The organism is Pseudomonas sp. C7.1 (genome assembly GCF_056312395.1).
This window is the reverse complement of record NZ_JBWDTL010000003.1, coordinates 3,854,617-3,877,527: the sequence shown is the minus strand read 5'-3', so window position 1 is coordinate 3,877,527 and position 22,911 is coordinate 3,854,617. Positions and strand designations below refer to the sequence as shown.

Genomic DNA, 22,911 nt, shown 5'->3' with positions numbered 1-22,911 from the left:
CTGAACGAGGTCAGCTTAATACAAGCGCGCGCACAGGGTACTGCACTGAATTCGGGATAAAAGCAGCCTAAAGAGTGATTTCGTCGGAAAGATACGTCGATTCGGCCAGCTTGGTAGGCCGTGCAATCTGCTCACGCCAGCCTCAGCCAGCACTCAGCAGTGACACCGACTTGACCTGTGCCCACAGCAGCTGCTCGCGCTGGATCTGCAGGCGGTCGAAGGAGTAGCGGGTGATACGCGCGATCAGTTGCTCGCCACCCACCTGCACGCGCACCAGCACATGGGCCTGCTCGGCGACGTTGATCCAGTCCAGCACCCGTGCCGGCAACAGGTTGAGCACGCTGCTGTCCTCGGCCTGCTGCAAGCTCAGGCTGACATCGCGGGCCTTGATCTTGATCCGCACCGACTGACCCTGCGGCAGCGGCCCGTGAGGCAAGCGCAGGTTGATCTGGCTATCCGGCAATTGCAGGTAGAGCAGCCCGTAGGCATGGTCATGGGCGGTGACCACGCCATCGACCACCGCTTCGGCATCGTCCTCAAAGACAAACGGCAAGTCGGCGCGCAGTAGGGTTTCCTTTAGCGGGCCACTGGCGCTGACCTTACCGTCTTCCAGCAGCACCAGGTGATCGGCCAGGCGCGCCACCTCATCCGGCGAATGGCTGACGTAAACAATCGGAATCTCCAGCTCCTGATGCAGGCGCTCCAGATAGGGCAGCACCTCCTGCTTGCGCTTGAGATCGAGGGATGCCAGCGGCTCATCCAGCAGCAGCAGGCGCGGGCTGGTCAGCAGAGCGCGGGCAATGCCAACGCGTTGCTGCTCACCGCCAGACAGCTTGCCCGGCAAGCGTTCCAGCAGGTGCTCAATGCCCAGCAGCTCGACCGCCTGTTCCAGGGCAATCCGCCGCTGCGCTGCGGGGATGCGCTTCAAGCCGTACTGCAGATTGCGCCGCACGGTGAGGTGGGCAAACAGGTTGGCACTCTGAAACACATAACCCACGGCGCGTTGATGGGCTGGGACGAAAATGCCCTGGGCGCTGTCCTGCCACAGCTCGCCGTTAACCTGCAGATAACCTGCGCGCGGCTGATCCAGCCCAGCAAAGCAGCGCAGGCAGCTGGTCTTGCCCGAGCCGGAATGGCCGAACAGCGCGCTGACACCACGACCGGGCAGGTTCAGCTCAACATCCAGGGTGAAGTCGGCATGCTCGACCTTGAAGCGCGCGTGGATTTCGCCCAGTCCAGCGACTGTGCGAATCGCCGGATTGCGCCGCGCCAATGGCCAGATCATTGCCACACCCGCGTGCGGCTACGCCCGGAATAGAGGGCCAGCAGCACGATAAAGGAGAACAGCAGCATGCCACCTGCCAGCCAGTGGGCCTGGGCGTACTCCATGGTTTCCACATGGTTGTAGATCTGCACCGAAGCCACCTGAGTCTGGCCGGGGATATTGCCGCCAATCATCAACACCACACCAAACTCGCCCACGGTATGGGCGAAACCAAGAATCGCCGCCGTAACGAAGCCCGGTTTGGCCAGCGGCAACACCACCGTAAAGAACGCATCCCACGGCCCGGCGCGCAGCGTCGCCGCCGCCTCCAGCGGGGCACGGCCAATTGCCTCGAAGGCGTTCTGCAGCGGCTGCACGACAAAGGGCAGGGAATAGAACACCGAACCGATCACCAGCCCGGTAAAGGTAAACGTCAGGGTGCCAAGGCCGAGGCTCTGGGTCAGTTGGCCGATAAAGCCGTGCGGGCCCATGCTCACCAGCAGGTAGAAGCCGATCACCGTCGGCGGCAACACCAGCGGCAGCGCGACGATGGCGCCAATCGGCTGCTTCCAGCGCGAATCAGTGCGCGCCAGCCACCAGGCAATCGGCGTACCGATCAGCAGCAGCAACAGGGTGGTCAGCGATGCCAGCTCCAGGGTCAGCAGAACGGCGGCGAGATCGGCTTTAGTCAGTGGCATGGCTGCGTCCCTCTACAGCCTGTAGCCATAGGACTTGATAATCGCCGCCGCTTTTTCACCCTTTAGGTAATCCATAAAAGCCGCAGCAGCTGGGTTGTGCTCGCCCTGCTTGAGGATCAACGCATCCTGCCTGATCGGCGTATGCAGCTCAGCCGGCACGATCCAAGCCGAGCCGCTACTGAGCTGGCCGTTTTGATACACCTGCGACAGCGCGACAAAGCCCAGCTCGGCATTGCCGGTGGCAATAAAGTGCAAGGCCTTGGCGATGCTTTGCCCAGTCACCAGCTTGCCCTGCACGGCCTCGGTCAAACCGAGCTTACCCAGCACCTGGGTGGCCGCCAGACCATAGGGTGCGGTTTGCGGCTCGGCAATCGCCAGATGCCTGAATTGATTGGCCTTGAGTGCCGCGTCGCTGCCATCCAGATAGCCCGGCGTGGCCGACCACAGCACCAGCCTGCCGACCGCATAGGTAAAGCGCGAGCCGCTGACGCCCAGGCCTTCGCTGTCGAGCTTGGCCGGGGTGCTTACATCGGCGCTGAGCAACAGCTCGAATGGCGCGCCATGCTGAATCTGCGCATACAGCTGCCCGGTGGCGCCGAAGGAGGCGACCACGCTGTGCCCGCTGTCCTTCTCGAACTCGCTGGCAATCGCCTGCAGTGGCGCGGTGAAGTTGGCGGCCACGGCGACGTGAACCTGCTCAGCCAGGGAGTGACTGCTGAATACTAGGGCGGCGAATAGCGCCGCGATACGCGCGTGCATGGATAACTCCTGGGTGTGCGGCCACGAACAACGGCTACTCTACCTTCGCTATATCCCACGAGATACAGCGATTTGCGCAATAAGCCACTCGGCACAGCAACAAAAACAGGGTTGCCGAGATAATCGACAACCCTGTTACGCAGGCAGCAGCGCTGCGGGCTGAGCTGCATAAAGCCAATTACTGACTCACACTCAAGTAGCGCCCTGTTCAGCCCCGTTCACCCAGCGCCTTAGCTCAAGCCGATTTCCACCCGGTTACCCTGCAAGCGTACCGGCCAGGTGCGCAGCTGCTGCTCGGGGTATTCCAGGCAGGTGCCGTCTTCCAGGCGGTAGTGCTGTTTGTACAGCGGCGCAGCGATCACCAGGTCGCCTGCCAGACTGCCGACAATGCCTCGCCCAATAACGTTGGCACCGGACTTGGGGTCGCGGTTGTCCAGGGCAAACAGCTGCTTGCCACTGGCCTGGCCTGGCAGGTAGAACAGCGCGACCTGGGCGCCATCGACCCAGGCGACCACGCCGGAGTTGGCCACTAGGTCTTCAAGACCGCATACGGCGCGCCACTGCACGCTGGTGTGTTCGACTGTTGCGGTTGCGCTCGACTGGCCCATCAGACCACCTCCTCGGCTGGAATACGTTGCAGTTCGGCGGCGCTGATCGGGCGGCGCTGGCCGCGCTCCTCGACAAACTGGATACCCGGGTCACCGCCCTTTTGGTTGACGAAGGTGCGAAAGCGCTTGAGCTTCTCTGGGTCCTTCAGGGCGTTGGCCCACTCACATTCGTAGCGGTCGATCACCAGCTGCATCTGCGCCTCCAGTTCGGCGCCGAGATTGAGGCTGTCGTCGATGATCACTTCTTTCAGGTAATCCAGGCCGCCTTCCAGCGACTCGCGCCACACCGAGGTGCGTTGCAGGCGGTCGGCGGTGCGCACGTAGAACATCAGGAAGCGGTCGATGTAGCGGATCAGGGTTTCGTCATCCAGATCGGTGGCGAACAGCTCGGCATGGCGTGGACGCATGCCGCCGTTACCGGCCACATAAAGGTTCCAGCCGTTCTCGGTAGCGATCACGCCAACGTCCTTGCTCTGCGCCTCGGCACATTCGCGGGTGCAGCCGGAGACGGCGAACTTGATCTTGTGCGGCGAGCGCAGACCCTTGTAGCGGTCCTCCAGCAGCAGCGCCATGGCCACGCTGTCCTGCACGCCGTAACGGCACCAGGTGCTGCCCACGCAGCTCTTCACCGTGCGCAGCGACTTGCCATAGGCGTGGCCGGTTTCGAAGCCGGCGGCAATCAGCTCGGCCCAGATACCCGGCAGCTCATGCAGCTGTGCGCCAAACAGGTCGATGCGCTGGCCGCCGGTGATCTTGGTGTAGAGGTCGTATTTCTTCGCCACCGCGCCGATGGCCAGCAGGCCGTCCGGGGTGATTTCGCCACCGGGAATACGCGGCACCACCGAGTAGGTGCCGTTCTTCTGCATGTTGGCCATAAAGGTGTCGTTGGTGTCCTGCAGCGGCACCAGCGCGGGGTCGGTGATCGAGCGGTTCCAGCAGGAGGCGAGGATTGAGCCCACCGCCGGCTTGCAGATGTCGCAACCCACATGGCCACGGCCGTGCTTGGCCAGCAGGGTTTCGAAGGTTTCGATGCCTTCCACGCGAACGATGCCGTACAGCTCCTGGCGGGTGTAGGCGAAGTGTTCGCACAGGCTTTTGTCGACCACCACGCCGCGCGCGGTCAGCTCGTGTTCGAACACCTGTTTAAGCAACGCCGAACAGCCGCCGCAGCCGGTGGCCGCCTTGGTACAGGCCTTGAGGCCGGCGAGGTCGCCGCAGCCGGCATCAATGGACGAGCAGATCGCGCCCTTGCTGACGTTGTGACAGGAGCAGATGGTCGCGGTGTCCGGCAGGGCGTCGGCACCCAGCGCCGGCGCGCCTTCGCCTTGCGGCAGGATCAGGCAGGACGGATCGGCCGGCAGCGTGATGCCGTTCTGCACGTACTGCAGGAGGGTGTCGTAGTAGCTGTTATCGCCGACCAGCACAGCGCCGATGGCCTGTTTACCGTCGGCGGATACGACCAAGCGCCGGTAGCTGGCGTTGGCTTCATCGATAAAGCGGTAGCTGCGCGAACCAGCGGTGGCGCCGTGGGCATCGCCGATGGAGCCAACGTCGACGCCGAGCAGCTTGAGCTTGGTCGACATGTCCGCACCCATAAAGGGTTCGCTGTCTTCGCCACAGAGCTGGGTGGCGACGCTTCGGGCCATCTGGTAGCCCGGCGCAACCAGGCCGAAGATGCCGCCGTTCCACGCCGCGCATTCGCCGATGGCGTAGATGGCCGGGTCGCTGGTGCGGCACTGGCTGTCGATAGCCACGCCGCCGCGCGGGCCGAGTTCCAGGCCGCACTGCTTGGCGATGGCGTCCTGCGGGCGGATGCCGGCGGAGAACACGATCAGGTCGGTCTCCAGGAATTCTTCTCCGGCGAAGTTCATCCGGTAGCGGTACTCGCTGCCTGGGGTGATCGACTGGGTGCCGCGCGACAGGTGCACGCTGACGCCCAGGGCTTCGATCTGCGCCTTCAGCGCCAGGCCGCCGTGGTCATCCAGCTGCACCGGCATCAGCCGTGGGGCGAATTCCACCACATGGGCTTCCAGGCCCAGAGATTTCAGCGCGTTGGCCGCTTCCAGGCCGAGCAGGCCACCACCAACCACCACACCCCGGCGCGCGTTCTTGGCGGCGGTCTGAATGGTGTCGAGGTCGGCCAGAGTGCGGTAGACCAGACGCGAATCGCCTTCGGCGCCTTCAATCGGCGGCACGAACGGGTAGGAGCCGCTGGCCAGCACCAACTGGTCGTAGGGGAAGCTGCCTGCGGCGGTGATCACTTCGCGGCGTTCGCGGTCGATCTCCAGCACCGGCACACCCAGGTGCAGGCTCACACCCGGCGTCTGGTACAGCGCCGCGCCACTGAGGGCCAGGGATTCGGCATCGCGGCCAGTGAAATACTCGGAGAGGTGCACGCGGTCATAGGCGCGCAGCGGCTCTTCGCTGAAGACATGCACGCGGTACTGCGCCAGCGCGCCACGCTCGATCAGTTGCTCGACGCAATGATGGCCGACCATGCCGTTGCCGATGATGATCAGCCGCTGCTGGTCTGTGGAGGTATCTGTGCTGTTCATGGCATTTCCCGGCCGAAGCTCATCAGGTTTTTCTGCGGCAATAAAAAAGCGCCTGAAACCTTGCGGTTTCAGGCGCCTTTGCCTGTTCTGTGCGGTGCCTGCGAATGGCACCTGAATTACCCATTGCCTGTGCAGGCTAACGATCGCCATTGATCGAATGGGCGGCCCTGCTGTTGCGGGCTCGCTAGGGCTCATGCAGCGCTTGTGCCAGTTTCCGCGCAGTGGCCTGCAGCCCGCATAGCAACGGGCTGCAGGCGCTGATTGAGGGAACAGAAGCCGGCGCGATAAAGACCCAAAAAGAGGCGAGCAGAACAGCCTGCGCCCCATTATGAGTCGCGCAAAATCCGGCCAGCAGCCCCGCACACACCCCGCCAGGCCTTGCCGCGCGGGCATTCAAGCCGCCCTGACAAACCCTGGCGCGTGCCTTGCTATAGACCCACCCAGGTAATCAACGCTGATTGCCAATCCACGACAAAGACGCCGTGCCGCTCCCGTTTCGACGGAGGGTTGCATGGCGTTTTGCGTTTCAGGTGCAGGAGAGGGGTGTGGCGAACAAAACCGTGCGGAGTGTCTGTCCCTATTGCGGCGTCGGCTGCGGCATCGTCATGCAGGTGGAAAATGGCAAGATCGCCAAGGTCAGCGGTGACCAACAGCATCCGAGCAACTTCGGCCGCCTGTGCACCAAGGGCAGCACCTGCGCCCAGCCGCTGAGCGAATCCGGCCGCATGGAGCACGCCTACCTGCGCAGCGAACGTAACCGCGACCCGGGGCAAATCGGCATGGACGCCGCCATCCGCGCAGCCGCCGCCCGCCTGCGCGCGATTCTCGACGAACACGGCCCGGACGCCATCGCCCTGTATGTCTCCGGGCAAATGTCGCTGGAGGCGCAGTACCTGGCCAACAAGCTGGTCAAGGGTTACCTGGGCAGCAACCAGATCGAATCCAACTCACGCCTGTGCATGGCCAGCGCCGGCAGTGGCTACAAGCTGTCGCTGGGCGCCGACGGCCCGCCCGGCTCGTACCAGGATTTCGACCGCGCGGATGTGCTGCTGGTGATCGGCGCAAATATGGCCGACTGTCACCCGATCCTGTTTCTACGCCTGATGGCGCGGGTCAAGGCCGGCGCCAAGCTGATCGTCGTCGACCCCCGGCGCAACGCCACGGCAGACAAGGCCGACCTGTTTCTGCAGATCAAACCGGGCAGCGACCTGCTGCTGCTCAACGGCCTGCTGCACCTGCAGCACAAGAACGGCCACACCGATCCGGCCTTTATTAGCGAATTCACCGAAGGCTGGGAGGTCATGCCGGACTTCCTCGAAAGCTACACCCCCGACTACGTCGCCGCCCACACCGGGCTCAGTGAAGCAGCGATCCGCCAGGCCGCACGCTGGATTGGCGAAGCCGGCGAGTGGATGAGCTGCTGGACCATGGGCCTCAACCAGAGCACCCACGGCACCTGGAACACCAACGCCCTGTGCAACCTGCACCTGGCCACCGGCAAGATCTGCCGTCCCGGCAGCGGGCCGTTCTCCCTTACCGGCCAGCCCAACGCCATGGGCGGCCGCGAGATGGGCTATATGGGCCCCGGCCTGCCGGGCCAGCGCAGCGTGCTGGTGGACGACGACCGCGCCTTTGTCGAGCAGATCTGGGGCGTGCCGGCCGGCACCCTGCATACCCGCCTGGGCGGCGGCAGCGTGACGCTGTTCGAGGACCTGGCAGCCGGCAAGGTCAAAGCCTGCTGGATCATCTGCACCAATCCGGTGGCGAGCATGGCCAACCGTGGCAAGGTGATCGAGGGGCTCAAGGCCGCCGAACTGGTGATCGCCCAGGACGCCTTCCTCGACACCGAAACCAATCGCTACGCCGACATCCTCCTGCCCGGCGCGCTGTGGGCCGAAGCCGAAGGGGTGATGGTCAACTCCGAACGCAACCTGACCCTAATGCCGCAAGCCGTTGAGCCGCCCGGCGAGGCCATGGCCGACTGGCGGATCATCGCCGAAGTGGCCTGCGCCATGGGCTTTGCCGACGGCTTCAGCTACGAATCAGCCGAGCAGGTGTTCGAGGAAATCAAACGCTTCCACAATCCCAAAACCGGTTATGACCTGCGCGGCGCCAGCTACCCTCGCCTGCGCCAAACGCCGCTGCAATGGCCCTGCGCCAGTGAAGCGGGTGATGGGCGTATGCCACTGCGCTACATCAACGACGGAATCAGCCAGCATCTGCACATTCGCAAAGATGGAAGCACGCCGCGCCTGGCTTTTGCCACGCCCAGCGGCAGGGCGCAGTTCTTCCCGCGCCCGCATCTGGACCCGGCGGAAATGCCCGATGAGGATTTCCCCTTCGTGCTCAACACCGGGCGCCTGCAGCACCAGTGGCACACCCTGACCAAGACTGGCAAGGTCACCACGCTGAACAAGCTCAACCCCGGCCCCTTTATCGAAGTGCACCCGCAGGACGCCGCCACCCTCGGCGTGCGCGACCGCGATCAGCTGGAAGTGCGCTCACGGCGTGGCCATGCCGTGTTGCCGGTGCAGATCAGCGACCGCGTGCTGCCCGGCGGCTGCTTTGCGCCGTTCCACTGGAACGATGTGTACGGCGACAACCTGGCGATCAACGCGGTGACCAGCGACGCCATCGATCCCATTTCGCAGCAACCGGAATTCAAATTCTGCGCGGTCAGCCTGCGGCGTATCGAGCTGATCGCCCATCAACGCCTCTACTCGCCCGCCGCCGAGGCAGTCGACAGCGCTCGCCTATCTCACCCGCCCGAGGAACTCGCGATGTCGAGCATCGAAACCTTTGCGGCCCTGGTCGGCGTAGATTGCAGCGCGCCGCCGCCCCTCAGTGAGCGCGAGCGCACCTATATGGCCGGCTATATCAGCGGCCTGCGCAGCAACCCCAGCGGCGGTGTACCTAGCCTGCCAAGTCAGGCGCCCCTGGCCGAGCCTACCCGCCTGTGGCTCGACGGCATGCTCGCCGGAATCTTCAGCCGCGTCACGCCATCAACCTTGACCGAGAGCCCCGCAGTAACCCTGCTGTGGGCCTCGCAAACCGGCAATACCGAGGCGCTGGCCGAACGCCTTGCGGCGCACCTGAACGAGGCCGGGGTAGCCGTGGCACTGAGCTGCATGGCCGATTATCCGCCGGAAAAACTAACCAGCGCCGGATCGGTGCTGCTACTGAGCAGCACCTTCGGCGACGGCGATGCGCCGGACAATGGCCAGGCCTTCTGGAGCGCGCTGCAGAGCAGGGAGATGCGCCTGGAAAATCTGCGTTATGCGGTACTGGCGCTTGGCGACCCGAATTACGAGCAGTTCTGCCAGCACGGCAAAAACCTCGACCGTCGCCTGGCCGAACTCGGCGCCACGCCACTGCGCCCCTGCCTGGATTGCGACAGCGACTTCGATGACGCAGCCGCAAACTGGCTAAGCGAGCTGCTGCCGTTGCTGCGCCCAGCTGAAACGACAGCTGCACATAGCTCCGCAACCGAACCCGTCAGCACACAGCGGGTGAGCAAGGCCCAGCCACTGCCCGCGCGCCTGGCACTGAATCTGCGCCTGAACGCCGAAGGCGCGAGCAAGGACACCCGCCAGTTCGCCTTCGCCCTGGGCGACTCTGGCCTCACCTACGAAGCCGGCGATGCCCTCGGCGTATGGCCGCGCAACTGCCCGGAGCTGGTCGAGGAAGTGCTCGAACTGGCGCGCCTGGACGGTGAGCAAGTGGTCAAGCTGGCCAAGGTCGGCGAGCTGCCGCTGCGCGAGGCGCTGACCAGCCATTTCGAAATCGCCCGCCCAAGCAACGAGGCCCTCGCCCTGGTCGCCGAACGCAGCGCCAGCAGCGAGCTGCGCAGCCTGCTTGGCGAGCGCAAAGCCGAGCTGAAGGACTGGCTGTGGGGCCGCCAGCTGGCCGACGTGCTGCAGGCCTATCCGGCTGAACATTCGGCTGGCGAATTGCTGGGCAGCCTCAAGCGTCTGCAACCGCGCCTGTATTCCATCTCCTCAAGCCCCAAAGCGCATGCCGGCGAAGTGCACCTGACCGTGTCCACCGTGCGCTACGGCAAGCGCAAGGGCGTGGCCTCGACCTTTCTCGCCGACCGTGCAGATAACGTCGAGGTGCCGCTGTTTGTGCAGAGCAATAAATACTTCCGCGTGCCACACGATGGCGACGTGCCGATGATCATGATCGGTCCCGGTACCGGCGTGGCGCCGTTTCGCGGCTTCCTCCACGAACGCCGCGCGCGCGGCGATACCGGCAAGAACTGGCTGTTCTTCGGCGAGCAGCATGCGGCCAGCGACTTCTACTACCGCGACGAGCTAACCGCGATGCAGCACGACGGCCTGCTGACCCACCTCAGCCTGGCCTTCTCCCGCGATCAGACGCAGAAGATTTATGTGCAGGACCGTATTCGTGAACAGGGCTCCGAGCTTTGGCGCTGGCTGGAAGAGGGCGCGCAGCTGTATGTCTGCGGTGACGCCAGCCGCATGGCGCGGGATGTCGAGCAGGCACTACGCGATGTGGCGCGCGAGCACGGCGGTTTGAGCGAGGAAAAAGCCGCCGAACATATCCGCCGTTTGGCCGAGCAGAAGCGCTATCTGCGTGATGTGTATTGAGTAGGGTGGATCACGCTTCATCGATCCACCATTGCGGTGGACGTGAAAAGCGACGTCCGCCCTACGGACTTGCTGGCGATCAGAATCACCGTAGGGTGGGTTAGCGACGCCAAACTCCAAACAATCAGACGCCACCATCTTGGTGCGTCGCGTAACCCACCAGGCGATCTCCCTGTTACGGGGATCGCAGTAAGTAGGTTGGGTTGAGGAGCGAAGCGACGAAGCCCAACAGGCGATGGCCGGCGCAACACCGAGCCTGGGCCGGGCACCGCCGTTGGGCTTCGCGCAGCTCAGCCCAACCTACGGGACGGCACCAATCTCGCAATCAGGTAAACCGAACCGACATTTCATGGTTGGTCCTAAGCCTTGCGCCACACACTGGCCAACCAGGGCTGCTGCTCGCGCGGCAAGCCCGCCGGGCGGTAGTAATGCTGCAGTTCGCTAAAGCCGGCGGTGCTGAGCAACACGCGCCAGTTGGCCAGATCGTGATAGGCACCGTAGCGCTCGCCATTCCAGCCTTCCTGATTGTCACCACGGGGGTTGGAGCTAAACAGCACGCCGCCGGGTTTGAGGGTGGCATGCAGCTGCTTCAGCACCCGTGGCAGTTCCTGCCGGGGAATATGAAACAGCGAGGCATTGGCAAACACCCCGTCGAAGCGCTCCGCCGGCAGATCCAAGGCGAGAAAGTCCTGCTGCCAAGCTTCGCAGCCACTGTCGGCGCGGGCCATTTCGACAAAGCGCGCGCAGCCGTCCAAACCGACAGCGCTATGCCCCAGGGCGCTAAAGGTGCGCAGATCGCGGCCTGGGCCGCAGCCGAAATCGAGAATCTGGTAGGGCGCAGTCGCCTGAATATGCGCGAGCAGGGCGGCGATATTCTGGCTGACATCGTGCTCGCGGGTGCCCTCGCGAAAGTCTTCGGCACAGTCCTGATAATGGCGCAGGGTCAGTGTGCTGATTTGCGCCAGTTCGTCAGCGCTCAATCCCACGGCCTCAGCCCTCGGCCAGCAGGCGACGCAGTTCGGCCAACACCAGCGCGCTGGCCGGACGCACGTCGCGCCACAGGGCAAAGGCTTCGGCGGCCTGTTCGACCAGCATACCCAGGCCGTCCAGGGTACGCGCCGCGCCGTGCTCGGCGGCCCAGCGGTTAAAAGCGGTCTGCTGCTTGCCATACATCATGTCGTAGCACTGGGTATGGCCGGGCTGGATCAGACTCGGCGCAATCGGCGGCAACTCGCCGGCCAGGCTGGCCGAGGTGCCGTTGATGATCAGATCCACCGGCGCATCGATCCAGTCATAACCACTGGCAACCACCGGGCCCAGGTCGGCGAATTCACGGGCCAACTGCTCGGCTTTTTCTACCGTGCGATTGGCGATCACCAACGCCACCGGCTGCTCGGCCAACAGCGGCTCCAGCACCCCACGCACCGCACCGCCCGCACCGAGCAGCAAAATGCGTTTGCCCTTGAGGATTAGCCCGGCGTTCACCGTTAGATCGCGCACCAGGCCGGCACCGTCGGTGTTGTCGCCAAGCAGGGTGCCGTCGGCAAGCTTCTTCAGGGTATTTACCGCCCCGGCGCGTTGGGCACGGGCGCTGAGCTGATCAGCGAGAGCAAACGCCTGCTCCTTAAACGGCACGGTGACATTGGCACCCAAACCTTCGGCAAAGAACGCCCGGGCAAATTCGGGGAAATCCTCCAGCGGCGCAAGCAGGGCTTCATAACTCAGCTGCTCGCCGGTCTGCGCGGCAAATAGGCCGTGGATTAGCGGCGACTTGCTGTGGCCGATGGGGTTGCCGAATACGCCGTAGCGGTCCATGGAAAATCCTTTGTAAAAGTCGATAAGCCCGTAACAACGTAGGTTGGGTTAGCGGCGCACACGAACGCAAGAACGAAGACCATTTAACCCGCCGCGTAACCCAACAGAACGTCAGCAGGCGCAACGCATTGATGGGTTACGCCGCCGCACAAACCGCGCTGCGGCTTCAAGTACGATACGGGCGGCTAACCCATCCTACGGCCTAGCTCAGCCAGTTCGTAGCCCGGATAAAATCCGGGAGCGGTCGTCGAATTCCCCGGATTTCATCCGGGCTACGCAATTACGCTTTGGCCGAGAGCCAGTCACGATCGGTGAGGAAGTATTCAGTCAACCGCGCCTCTTCACTGCCCGGCTCCGGCTTCCAGTCATAGCCCCAGCGTACGTGGGGCGGCAGCGACATCAGGATCGACTCGGTACGCCCGCCGGACTGCAGGCCGAACAAAGTGCCACGGTCGAACACCAGGTTGAACTCGACATAACGGCCCCGGCGGAAGGCCTGGAACTCACGCTCGCGCTCGCCATAGGGCGTCAGTTTGCGGCGCTGCACGATGGGCAGGTAGGCCGCGATATAGGCATCGCCGATGGCGCGCATAAAGGCGAAGCTGGTGTCGAAATCCCACTGATTGAGGTCATCGAAAAACAGCCCACCAATGCCGCGCGGCTCGCCACGGTGCTTGAGGTGGAAGTAGCGATCACACCACTCCTTGAACTTCGGATAGACCTCGGCGCCGAAGGGCGCGCAGGCGTCGAAGGCGACCTGGTGCCAGTGCCGGCAGTCTTCTTCATTGCCGTAGTAGGGCGTCAGGTCGAAGCCACCGCCAAACCACCAGACCGGCTCTTCGCCTGCCTTTTCGGCACTAAAGAAACGCACGTTGGCGTGGGAAGTCGGCACGTAGGGGTTTTCCGGGTGGATCACCAGCGATACGCCGAGGGCCTCGAAACCGCGCCCGGCCAGTTCCGGACGGTGAGCGCTGGCCGAGGGCGGCAGGCTGTCGCCGAACACATGGGAGAAGTTCACCCCGCCCTTTTCGATCAGCGCGCCATTCTCCATCACCCGCGTGCGCCCGCCACCGCCGGCTGGCCGTTGCCAGGCATCCTCGAAGAATTCAGCACCGCCATCTTCGGCTTGCAGGGCAGTACAGATACGGTCTTGCAGATCCAGCAGGTAGGCTTTGACGGCCTCAGTACGGTCACTCACGGCGGCACCTTGAAAGCGGGTTAAGGCCAGGCGGCACGTGGCCGCAGGGAAAAAATGGGCGGCCAGCATAACACCAGCCACCCCATGGCCGCAGTTGACGGCGGTCAATGCAGACGATTGGATAACGGCACTTTTCTGCCCATGCGGGCATCATCCAGGCATTCAATTGCTAAGGAGCTCGAAAATGGCTAAGCGAATCCAGTTCAGCCGCCACGGCGGCCCAGACGTTCTCGACTACAGCGACTACAGCCCCGCCAGCCCAGGACCCCATGAGGTGCGGGTACACAACCAGGCCATCGGCCTGAATTTTATCGACACCTATTTCCGCAGTGGCCTGTACCCACCAGCGGCCCTGCCTTCCGGGCTGGGTAACGAAGGGGCAGGCATAGTCGAGGCCGTGAGCTCTGCAGTGAGCGGCTTTCAGGTGGGCGACCGCGTGGCCTATGCCACCGGACCGCTGGGCGCCTACAGCGAGCTGCATGTGCTGCCGGCGGAGAAGCTGGTGAAACTGCCGGATGCGATCAGCTTCGAGCAGGCCGCTGCGGTGATGCTCAAGGGCCTGACGGTGCAATACCTGTTGCGCCAGACGTTCCCTCTACAAGGCGGCGAAACCATTCTGTTTCATGCCGCCGCCGGCGGGGTTGGCTCCTTAGCCTGTCAATGGGCCAGGGCACTGGGCGTTAAGCTGATTGGCACCGTCAGCTCCGCCGAGAAAGCCGCGCGGGCCATGGAGCAGGGCGCCTGGGCGACCATCGACTACAGCCATGAGAACGTTGCCCAGCGCGTGCTGGAACTGACCGACGGCAAGAAGTGCCCGGTGGTCTACGACGGCGTCGGCAAGGACACCTGGGAAACCTCGCTGGACTGCGTGGCCCCGCGCGGCCTGCTGGTCAGCTTCGGCAACGCCTCGGGGGCGGTGAGCGGAGTCAACCTGGGCATCCTGGCGCAGAAGGGCTCACTGTTCGTCACCCGCCCAACCCTGGCTGGCTACGCCGACACACCTTCCCGGCTGCAAGCCATGGCTGACGAACTGTTCAGCATGATCGCCAGCGGCCAGCTGCAGGTGGAGATCAGCAACCGCTATGCACTCAAGGATGCCGCGCTGGCGCAGACGGCACTAAGCGCTAGGCAGACCACCGGTTCGACCATTCTGCTGCCTTGAAACTACGTAGCCCGGATGCAATCCGGGACGGTGTCGGCCATCCCCGGATTGCATCCGGGCTACGAGATAAATCGCAACCTAGGACGCCCTGACCACATCGCCCGTGATCAGGTCACGGATCAGGCTGGGGTTCTTGCGGCCACCCAAGGCGCCGCCAAGCACAGCATCCAGCTGACCGGGGAAGTATTGCTCGACACGTAAACGACTGCGCGCGGACGGACGGCCTGCCGGATTGGCCGAGGTCGACACCAGTGGCCCGGTCAGCCGGCACAGCGCCTGTACCTGCGGATGATCGCTAACGCGCAAGGCAACACTGTCATGCTGGCCGCTGATCCATTCGGGCAGCCGATGCTGATGTGGCACCAGCCAGGTGTTAGGCCCCGGCCAGCTGCCGGCCAGGCGCACCAGCCAGATTTCCGGCAGATCATCGAGAATAAAGTCGAACTGCTGGATATCGGCGGCCACCAGAATCAGCCCCTTGTGCACGGGCCGCTCCTTCAGCGCCAGCAAACGCTCCACCGCTTCGTCATTCCAGGGATCACAGCCCAGCCCCCATACCGCTTCGGTCGGATAAGCAATAACCCCACCATTGCGCACCACCTGTGCGGCCTGTTGTATCTGCCAGTTGCTGACCATTCACTGCTCTCCGCTAAACACTTGACGGGCAGTGTATCCAAGCCAAGACCCTGTTCAAGGTGTGCGGCCCACCCAGCGACCATTTTCGCAGACCACCTGCCCCTCCAGCTCCAGTTCGGTCAGCGCTGCCAACACCTCGGCCAACGGCAAACCGCTGGCGGCCACCAGCGCCTCGCTGCTGTGCGGCGCGGCATGCAGCAGGGCCAGCAAGGGGTGGCTGGGCGGCTGCTCTGGCTTTAGCGCTGTACTTACGGGTGGCTGCGCCTGCCAACCGCGCAGGGCCTGGAGAATATCCTCGATACTTTCCACCAGCGTGGCGCCTTCACGGATCAACTGATGGCAACCGCGCGCGCCGGGGTGATGGATCGAGCCGGGGATCGCATACACCTCACGGCCCTGTTCGGCGGCCAGGCGCGCGGTGATCAGCGAACCACTGGAAGGGCTGGCTTCCACCACCAGCACACCCACGGAAAGGCCGCTGATAATGCGATTGCGCCGAGGAAAGTTACTCGCCTGGGGCGGACAGTCCAGCGGCAACTCGGAGACCAGCGCACCACCACAGGCGACGATATCCGCCGCGAGTTTCTTGTGCCGCGCCGGATACAAACACTTCAAGCCGGTACCGAGCACCCCCACCGTCTTGCCGCCAGCATCCAGTGCGCCCTGATGGGCCGCGCCATCGATGCCCAGGGCCAAACCGCTGGTAATCACAAAGCCGCCAGCGGCCAGGCTGCGGGCGAAGCTCTGCGCGGTATCCAGCCCCGGCCGCGATGCGCGCCGACTGCCAACCATGGCCAGTTGCGGCTGCTCCAGCAGCGTCGGGTCACCTTCAATAAACAGTAGCGGCGGAGCATCCACCAGCTCGGCCAGCAACCCCGGATAAATCGCCTCATCCCACATCAGCAGGTGATGCGTATCGGCGTCCAACCAGGCCAGGCTTTGCGCCGCACGCTCACGCACCTCGGCGCTGCGCCGCCCGTCACTGCAGGCCTGCGGCAAACCCAGGGAGCGCCAGGCGCTGGCCGGCGCGCTAAGCGCGGCAGAGGCACTGTCGAAGGCACTGAGGAGTTTGCGAAAGCGCCGAGGCCCCAACTCCGGCAAGCAGTGCAAACGCAGACGGGCTTCCAGTTCAGCTGGAGAAACGGCAGGGGAAATAGCAGAGAGTAGCGACATCCGAATCATCCTTGATCGGTCGCGCCGCGTGGGCGGCAGGGGAATCTTACACGCATCGAGTAGGAGGCGGATTCACATCCGCCGTCCTCTCACACCACCGTACGTACGGTTCCGTATACGGCGGTTCCTGCCTACTGATAAACAACGTCAGCGAGCTTGGTTCCGTTGATGTGTCGCCTGTGGTATCTAAGCGCCCAGACCGGCCCTCGGAGCTTCCGGCTCCTACCTCCTGATGGTCTCGACCCCCGCTATGCGGAGTTTCTGCTTTACGCTCCAACAGAGATCACACCCGACTATCCACTCATGGCAGGTTCAGCCCTTCATTGCTCCGGTTTCGAGCAGCTACTACGGCCTCTGCTGACTTCTGTCGCCCATCCCGTCATCTCACGACGCCGGTAGCACTTGGCAGGCTAAACAGATCTCCCAGGGTAATTCGCGCGACCTTCCTGCTTATGCCTGTCGGATATACGTCGCAGCGTTCCGTGCAAGTATTGGGCTTTGACGATTATGGCCGTCTTACCCCGCTACGCCGCCTCTATCCGCTTCCTGTACGTCAGGCCAGCATTTTGCCTCGGGCTTCCTTCAGATTCGCAGTCACCCGCGACACCCTTGCCTCTGGCTAACACTTCCCCTTGCCGGGTGTGTAGAGGACTTTCACCTCCAAGTCGTCCGACTCACCACCACAGTGACCCGAACAGCGCCAGTCACGGCGCTACGCGCCATGCCTGGCGCACCATAAAAAGCCCCGCATTTGCGGGGCCTCTCGGTGTTACGGGTTACGCACTTTGTCCATGATCGCCAGTGAGCGAGACGCCCCCAGCACCAGGCCATAGCTGAGCTTGTCGTAGGTGCGGAACACCATCAGCAGGCCCGAACGTTCGTCCGGAATCTTCACCGACTCACCGGTTACGCGGTCACGTACGGTTTCACCGGTCTTGTAGATGGCCAGCACGTTGCCTTCACTCAGGCCGTCACGGACGCCCTTGTTGATAGTCACCACATCGAACTGACCAATCTGGGTTACACCGCGCGGCACATCAAGGATCACCCCGTTGACCTCACCAGCAGGTTCACTCGGCATAAAGGTCGAGTTGATGGCACGCTCTTCGGTAGGGAACAGGCGATCACCGAGGCGCACTTCTTGAGTCGAGCGGGTCAGCATCATAGTGCCAACATCGCCTTCCTCGGCAACGATCTCACCCGAGCCAATGTCGTCGGCGTTGATCCCGAGAAACTCTTTGGTCTCAGGGTCCGTGTAGGTTTTGCCCTGACGGAAGATGCCGTAGATCGGAGCGGACTCATCAAACACACCGCGGGCATATACGCGATCACCGGCGCCACTGACGACACGCTCGGCATTGCCAGCAACGATATAGGGCGCGCCCTGAAACTGCTCAGGGGTATCAACGATGCGGTTACTCAACAGGAAGCTGTTGATCGCCTCCAGCGGAATCGCCGGAATCGCCTCAGCCATCGGCGTGCTGCGTATCTGCGGCGACAGCTTGATGGTGCCGCGCGACTCGCCACGGTTAAGCATCAGGCGCGGCTGGCCATCGATATACACCAGGCTGAGTTGGTCGCCCGGATAAATCAGATGAGGGTTTTCCACCTGTGGGTTGGCGTGCCAGATTTCTGGCCACTTCCACGGCTGGCTGAGAAATTTACCGGAGATATCCCAGAGGGTATCGCCCTTGACCACGGTATAACGGTCTGGGTGACCGTTCTTGAGTTGCACGTCGGCCTGGGCCAAGCCACTTGCCGCAAGCAGCAGCAGGGCGAGTAGTGATTTCCTCATGCGGTGAATCCCTTTATTATGTGCCTTCACGTGGAGCGCCCTAGCGCCGCGACAAAACCCAGTCGTGCTGCGGCGTGAAGCCGTTTTTCAATGCTGCTCATCATCTTAGCAGCGGTTTTTGACTTTATTCCACAAGTGCATCACAAACGCATATGGCGATCCTGAATATCCTCGAATTTCCCGATCCGCGCCTGCGCACCATCGCCAAGCCGGTGGACGTGGTCGATGACGCCTTGCGTCAGCTGATCGATGACATGTTTGAAACCATGTACGACGCACCAGGCATCGGCCTAGCGGCGACGCAGGTCAACGAGCACAAACGTCTGGTGGTGATGGACCTATCCGAAGACAGGTCCGAGCCACGGGTGTTTATCAACCCCGAGTTCGAGCCGCTGACTGATGAAATGGATCAGTATCAGGAAGGCTGCCTGTCGGTGCCGGGCTTCTTTGAGAACGTCGACCGCCCGCAGAAGGTCAAGATCAAGGCGCTGGACCGCGATGGCCAGCCCTATGAGCTGATCGCCGAGGGCCTGCTTGCCGTGTGCATCCAACACGAATGCGACCACCTCAACGGCAAGCTGTTTGTTGATTACCTGTCTAATCTCAAACGCGACCGGATCAAGAAGAAGCTGGAAAAGCAGCACCGCCAGCAGGCTTGAGCCACACCTTTTAAAGGCGATGTCCCAATTACATGTTGTGCGCAGCTTTTGTAGGGTGGGTTAGCGACGCCAAACACTGCTCGATAATCCAAATGCGATAGCGGCGCGGCGCGTAACCCACCAGGCGATAGAATGCGTGCGTCGATGGTGGGTTACGCCGCGACCCGAGTAGCGTGATGCTTGGCAGTGCTGGCATGCGGCTAACCCACCCTACGAATTACCGCGCCCTAGAAGGCAACGCCGCACGATGCAACACACAACGGGTACATAGCCTTTTCAAAGGCTTGCTACGGCAAGCCTTTTTCTTTCTAGCAGTGAGAACCCATGTCTGAGTCTTTGCGTATTGTTTTTGCCGGCACCCCGGAATTTGCCGCCGAACACCTCAAGGCCTTGCTCGACACGCCACACCAGATCATTGCCGTGTACAGCCAGCCGGATCGCCCCGCCGGCCGTGGGCAGAAGCTCACGGCCAGCCCGGTCAAACAGCTCGCCGTGCAGCATGAAATTCCCGTGTACCAGCCACAGACCCTGCGTGACCCTGCTGCCCAAGCCGAGCTGGCAGCACTCAAGCCCGACCTGATGGTGGTGGTGGCCTACGGCCTGATTCTGCCGCAGGTGGTGCTTGATACCCCGCGCCTCGGCTGCATCAACAGTCATGCCTCACTGCTGCCGCGCTGGCGTGGCGCCGCGCCGATCCAGCGCGCGGTGCAAGCCGGTGATGCTGAGTCCGGCGTCACCGTGATGCAGATGGAAGCAGGCCTGGATACCGGGCCGATGTTGCTGAAAGTCAGCACGCCGATTGCTGCCACCGATACCGGCGGCAGCCTGCATGATCGCCTGGCCGCGCTCGGCCCACAGGCGGTGATCGAGGCTATAAGCGGTCTAGCCGCTGGCAACCTGGTCGGCGAAGTGCAGGACGACAGCCTGGCCACCTACGCCCACAAGCTGAACAAGGACGAGGCACGGCTGGACTGGAGCCGACCGGCCATTGAGCTGGAGCGCCTGGTACGGGCCTTTCATCCGTGGCCGATCTGCCACAGCACGCTCAATAGCGAAGCCATCAAGGTTCATGCAGCCGAGCTGGGCGAGGGCAGTGGCGCTCCCGGCAGTATTCTCGTTGCCGATAAGTCTGGCCTGACCGTCGCCTGCGGCGAAGGTGCGCTGCGTTTGACCCACTTACAGCTGCCCGGCGGCAAGGCGCTGAATTTCAGCGACCTGTATAACAGCCGCCGCGAGCAATTCGCCATCGGCCTGGTGCTCGGTCAATGAACCCACGTCTGGCAGCCGCCCGCGCCCTGGCCGTGGTGCTCAATGGCAAAGCCTCGCTAGGCAGCAGCCTGCCGCCGCTGCTGGATAAGGTCGAACAACGCGACCGGGGCCTGGCCCAGGATCTGGCCTTTGGCACCGCCCGCTGGCAGCCGCGCCTGGTGTTGATCGCGGAAAAGCTGCTGCAAAAACCCTTCAAAGCCGCCGACCGTGATGTCGAGGCGCTGCTGCTGATCGGCCTGTATCAGCTGTTCTATACACGCATCCCGGCCCATGCCGCCATCGGCGAAACGGTGGCCTGCGTCGACAAGCTGAAGAAGCCTTCGCTCAAAGGTCTGCTCAATGCAGTGCTGCGCAGTGCCCAGCGTGAGCATGAGGCGCTGCTGGCCGAGCTGGACCGCGACCCGGTACTGCACACTGCCCACCCACGCTGGCTGCAGAAAGCCCTAAAGGCTCAATGGCCAGAGCAATGGGAAACCATCTGCGCGGCTAACAACGCCCACCCGCCGCTAATTCTGCGGGCCAACCGCCGCCTCGGCAGCCGTGATGACTACCTGACCGAACTGCGCCGCGTCGGCTTTGAGGCCGAAGCCTGCACCTTTAGCCGTGACGGCATTCGTTTGCTGCAAGCCTGCGATGTCACCACCCTGCCGGGCTTTGCCGAAGGCCGGGTCAGCGTGCAGGACGAAGCGGCGCAACTGGCTGCCGAACTGCTCGATCTGGCCCCCGGCCAGCGCGTGCTGGACGCCTGCGCCGCGCCCGGCGGCAAGACCTGTCATCTGCTGGAAGCCGAACCCAAACTGGCCGGCGTAGTGGCGGTGGATCTGGAAGAAAAGCGCCTGGTGCGCGTGCGCGAAAACCTCAAACGTCTGGGCCTACACGCCGAGCTGATCGCCGCCGATGGCCGTGACCTGGCAGCCTGGTGGGACGGCACGCCGTTCCAGCGTATTTTGCTCGACGCACCCTGCTCGGCCACCGGGGTGATCCGTCGTCACCCGGATATCAAGCTGACTCGCCAGGCTGACGACATCCCCGCCCTGGCCAAGCTGCAAGGCGAACTGCTGGATAGCCTGTGGCAGACCCTGGAAGTCGGCGGCGTCCTGCTCTACGCCACCTGCTCGGTGATGCCTGCGGAAAACAGCGAAAATATCGCCGCCTTCCTGGCGCGCACCCCAGGTGCCCGTGAGCTGGATATTGCCGGCCCGTTTGGCATCAAGACGCCCCACGGTCGCCAGCTATTCCCGCAAGTAGACGGCCACGACGGCTTCTACTATGCCAAGCTGATGAAAATCGCTGCCGCTCCCCGTGCGGCTGAGGAACAGACTGCATGAAGATCATCATTCTCGGCGCCGGCCAGGTTGGCGGCACCCTGGCCGAACACCTGGCCAGCGAAGCCAACGACATCACCGTGGTCGACACCGACGGCGAACGCCTGCGTGACCTCGGCGACCGTCTGGATATCCGCACCGTGCAGGGCCGTGGCTCGTTCCCCACAGTGCTGCGCCAGGCCGGCGCGGACGATGCCGATATGCTGGTGGCAGTAACCAACAGCGATGAAATCAACATGATCGCCTGCCAGGTGGCCTACAGCCTGTTTCACACCCCGACCAAGATTGCCCGGGTACGTGAAGCGGCCTACCTAACCCGCAGCGGCCTGTTCAGCAACGAGTCGATCCCGGTCGACGTGCTGATCAGCCCCGAGCAGGTGGTGACCAACTACATCAAGCGTCTGATTGAATACCCAGGCGCCCTGCAGGTGATCGACTTCGCCGAAGGCAAGGCCCAGCTGGTGGCGGTGAAGGCTTATTACGGCGGGCCGCTGGTCGGTCAGCAACTGCGTCAGCTGCGCGAACATATGCCCAATGTCGACACCCGCGTGGCAGCGATCTTCCGCCGCAACCGGGCGATCATGCCCCAGGGCGACACGGTGATCGAAGCCGATGACGAAGTGTTCTTTATCGCCGCCAAAGCGCATATCCGCGCGGTGATGAGCGAAATGCGCCGCATGGAAGACGGCTACAAGAAGGTGGTGATCGCCGGCGGCGGGCATATCGGTGAGCGCCTGGCCGAGGCCATCGAAAGCCGCTACCAGGTGAAGATCATCGAGATGAACCCGGCGCGCTGCCGTTACCTTTCGGAAACCCTGGACAGCACCATCGTGCTGCAGGGCAGCGCTTCCGACCGCGATCTGCTGGTAGAAGAAAACATCAGCGACGCCGACATCTTCCTCGCCCTGACCAACGACGACGAGGCCAACATCATGTCGTCGCTATTGGCCAAGCGCCTGGGCGCGCGCAAGGTGATGACCATTATCAATAACCCGGCCTACGTTGACCTGGTGCAGGGCGGCGAGATCGACATCGCCATCAGCCCGCAGATGGCCACCATCGGCACCCTGCTAACCCACGTGCGCCGTGGTGATATCGAAAGCGTGCACAGCCTGCGCCGTGGTGCGGCCGAGGCCATCGAGGCGATTGCCCATGGCGACTCCAAATCCAGCAAGGTGGTCGGCCGTGCCATCGCCGATATCGCACTGCCGCCGGGCACCACCATCGGTGCGATCATCCGCAACGAAGAGGTGTTGATCGCCCATGACAACACAGTGATCGAGACGGGCGACCATGTGATCCTATTTCTGGTCGACAAGAAATATATCCGCGATGCCGAGCGGCTTTTCCAGGTCGGCCTGACATTCTTTTAGTGGCAAGCCGTA

17 protein-coding genes are annotated in these 22,911 nt (G+C 63.1%); 6 read left to right on the top strand and 11 right to left on the bottom strand.

Going from position 1 to position 22,911, the window contains the following annotated elements; all coding sequences use genetic code 11:
- Positions 1–142 precede the first annotated feature (142 nt).
- The 5 genes from modC to nirB form a co-directional block, all read right to left on the bottom strand.
- On the bottom strand, positions 143–1,285 hold the full coding sequence (modC, locus tag AC0T4W_RS21505) for a molybdenum ABC transporter ATP-binding protein (RefSeq protein ID WP_476322607.1): 1,143 nt from the start codon (positions 1,283–1,285) through the stop codon (positions 143–145).
- Positions 1,282–1,962 carry a molybdate ABC transporter permease subunit gene (modB, locus tag AC0T4W_RS21500; RefSeq protein WP_476322604.1) on the bottom strand — a complete coding sequence of 227 codons (681 nt, stop codon included), beginning with the start codon at positions 1,960–1,962 and terminating at the stop codon, positions 1,282–1,284. Before modB ends, modC begins: the two co-directional genes overlap by 4 nt.
- Positions 1,963–1,974: 12 nt before the next feature.
- The gene (modA, locus tag AC0T4W_RS21495; RefSeq protein ID WP_476322601.1) at positions 1,975–2,721 is read right to left on the bottom strand and encodes a molybdate ABC transporter substrate-binding protein; all 747 of its coding nucleotides are present in this window, start codon (positions 2,719–2,721) and stop codon (positions 1,975–1,977) included.
- A 230-nt stretch (positions 2,722–2,951) separates the two neighbouring features.
- Complete coding sequence (gene nirD / locus AC0T4W_RS21490) at positions 2,952–3,329, bottom strand: nitrite reductase small subunit NirD (protein WP_476322598.1); 378 nt, start codon at positions 3,327–3,329, stop codon at positions 2,952–2,954.
- A complete protein-coding gene (gene nirB / locus AC0T4W_RS21485) occupies positions 3,329–5,884 on the bottom strand; it encodes a nitrite reductase large subunit NirB (protein WP_476322595.1) in 2,556 nt (851 codons plus the stop codon). Before nirB ends, nirD begins: the two co-directional genes overlap by 1 nt.
- A gap of 545 nt (positions 5,885–6,429) precedes the next feature.
- Here nirB and AC0T4W_RS21480 point away from each other — a divergent pair.
- Positions 6,430–10,494: a molybdopterin-dependent oxidoreductase gene (locus AC0T4W_RS21480; protein WP_476322592.1), complete on the top strand. Its 4,065-nt coding sequence runs from the start codon at positions 6,430–6,432 to the stop codon at positions 10,492–10,494.
- 359 nt (positions 10,495–10,853) lie between these two features.
- Here the strand turns inward: AC0T4W_RS21480 and AC0T4W_RS21475 are convergent, their stop codons facing one another.
- From AC0T4W_RS21475 to hemF, 3 genes are all read right to left on the bottom strand, one after another.
- Complete coding sequence (locus AC0T4W_RS21475) at positions 10,854–11,480, bottom strand: class I SAM-dependent methyltransferase (RefSeq protein ID WP_476322589.1); 627 nt, start codon at positions 11,478–11,480, stop codon at positions 10,854–10,856.
- Positions 11,481–11,484: 4 nt separating this feature from the next.
- Complete coding sequence (gene aroE / locus AC0T4W_RS21470; protein WP_476322586.1) at positions 11,485–12,309, bottom strand: shikimate dehydrogenase; 825 nt, start codon at positions 12,307–12,309, stop codon at positions 11,485–11,487.
- 280 nt (positions 12,310–12,589) lie between these two features.
- The gene (gene hemF, locus AC0T4W_RS21465; protein WP_476322583.1) at positions 12,590–13,507 is read right to left on the bottom strand and encodes an oxygen-dependent coproporphyrinogen oxidase; all 918 of its coding nucleotides are present in this window, start codon (positions 13,505–13,507) and stop codon (positions 12,590–12,592) included.
- 184 nt (positions 13,508–13,691) lie between these two features.
- Here hemF and AC0T4W_RS21460 point away from each other — a divergent pair, with 184 nt between their 5' ends.
- Entirely contained in the window at positions 13,692–14,669 is a 978-nt protein-coding gene (locus AC0T4W_RS21460; protein WP_476322580.1) for an NADPH:quinone reductase, read from the top strand.
- 78 nt (positions 14,670–14,747) lie between these two features.
- Here the strand turns inward: AC0T4W_RS21460 and tsaC are convergent, their stop codons facing one another.
- The 3 genes from tsaC to AC0T4W_RS21445 all read right to left on the bottom strand — a co-directional run bounded on the left by tsaC (position 14,748) and on the right by AC0T4W_RS21445 (position 18,273).
- Complete coding sequence (tsaC, locus tag AC0T4W_RS21455; protein WP_476322577.1) at positions 14,748–15,305, bottom strand: L-threonylcarbamoyladenylate synthase type 1 TsaC; 558 nt, start codon at positions 15,303–15,305, stop codon at positions 14,748–14,750.
- Between the two features lie 54 nt (positions 15,306–15,359).
- Entirely contained in the window at positions 15,360–16,478 is a 1,119-nt protein-coding gene (gene dprA / locus AC0T4W_RS21450) for a DNA-processing protein DprA (RefSeq protein ID WP_476322575.1), read from the bottom strand.
- Positions 16,479–17,247: 769 nt separating this feature from the next.
- Positions 17,248–18,273: a LysM peptidoglycan-binding domain-containing protein gene (locus AC0T4W_RS21445; RefSeq protein WP_476322572.1), complete on the bottom strand. Its 1,026-nt coding sequence runs from the start codon at positions 18,271–18,273 to the stop codon at positions 17,248–17,250.
- Between the two features lie 152 nt (positions 18,274–18,425).
- Between AC0T4W_RS21445 and def the strand changes: the two genes are divergently transcribed.
- The 4 genes from def (at position 18,426) to trkA (ending at position 22,899) form a co-directional block, all read left to right on the top strand.
- Positions 18,426–18,932 (top strand): peptide deformylase, encoded by a 507-nt coding sequence (def, locus tag AC0T4W_RS21440; RefSeq protein ID WP_476322570.1) that lies wholly within the window; start codon positions 18,426–18,428, stop codon positions 18,930–18,932.
- Positions 18,933–19,256: 324 nt separating this feature from the next.
- Positions 19,257–20,201, top strand: coding sequence for a methionyl-tRNA formyltransferase (gene fmt / locus AC0T4W_RS21435; protein WP_476322567.1), 945 nt, complete (start codon positions 19,257–19,259; stop codon positions 20,199–20,201).
- Positions 20,198–21,529: a 16S rRNA (cytosine(967)-C(5))-methyltransferase RsmB gene (gene rsmB / locus AC0T4W_RS21430; protein WP_476322564.1), complete on the top strand. Its 1,332-nt coding sequence runs from the start codon at positions 20,198–20,200 to the stop codon at positions 21,527–21,529. Before fmt ends, rsmB begins: the two co-directional genes overlap by 4 nt.
- Positions 21,526–22,899: a Trk system potassium transporter TrkA gene (gene trkA, locus AC0T4W_RS21425; protein ID WP_476322562.1), complete on the top strand. Its 1,374-nt coding sequence runs from the start codon at positions 21,526–21,528 to the stop codon at positions 22,897–22,899. The genes rsmB and trkA overlap by 4 nt, the downstream gene beginning before the upstream one ends.
- Positions 22,900–22,911 lie beyond the last annotated feature (12 nt).

Bases quoted from the DNA above. Each gene is read 5' to 3' on its own strand.
- modC (WP_476322607.1), bottom strand. From the start codon at position 1,285: ATGATCTGGCCATTGGCGCGGCGCAATCCGGCGATTCGCACAGTCGCT.
- modB (WP_476322604.1), bottom strand. From the start codon at position 1,962: ATGCCACTGACTAAAGCCGATCTCGCCGCCGTTCTGCTGACCCTGGAG.
- modA (WP_476322601.1), bottom strand. From the start codon at position 2,721: ATGCACGCGCGTATCGCGGCGCTATTCGCCGCCCTAGTATTCAGCAGT.
- nirD (WP_476322598.1), bottom strand. From the start codon at position 3,329: ATGGGCCAGTCGAGCGCAACCGCAACAGTCGAACACACCAGCGTGCAG.
- nirB (WP_476322595.1), bottom strand. From the start codon at position 5,884: ATGAACAGCACAGATACCTCCACAGACCAGCAGCGGCTGATCATCATC.
- aroE (WP_476322586.1), bottom strand. From the start codon at position 12,309: ATGGACCGCTACGGCGTATTCGGCAACCCCATCGGCCACAGCAAGTCG.
- AC0T4W_RS21460 (WP_476322580.1), top strand. From the start codon at position 13,692: ATGGCTAAGCGAATCCAGTTCAGCCGCCACGGCGGCCCAGACGTTCTC.
- tsaC (WP_476322577.1), bottom strand. From the start codon at position 15,305: ATGGTCAGCAACTGGCAGATACAACAGGCCGCACAGGTGGTGCGCAAT.
- dprA (WP_476322575.1), bottom strand. From the start codon at position 16,478: ATGTCGCTACTCTCTGCTATTTCCCCTGCCGTTTCTCCAGCTGAACTG.
- AC0T4W_RS21445 (WP_476322572.1), bottom strand. From the start codon at position 18,273: ATGAGGAAATCACTACTCGCCCTGCTGCTGCTTGCGGCAAGTGGCTTG.
- def (WP_476322570.1), top strand. From the start codon at position 18,426: ATGGCGATCCTGAATATCCTCGAATTTCCCGATCCGCGCCTGCGCACC.
- fmt (WP_476322567.1), top strand. From the start codon at position 19,257: ATGTCTGAGTCTTTGCGTATTGTTTTTGCCGGCACCCCGGAATTTGCC.
- rsmB (WP_476322564.1), top strand. From the start codon at position 20,198: ATGAACCCACGTCTGGCAGCCGCCCGCGCCCTGGCCGTGGTGCTCAAT.
- trkA (WP_476322562.1), top strand. From the start codon at position 21,526: ATGAAGATCATCATTCTCGGCGCCGGCCAGGTTGGCGGCACCCTGGCC.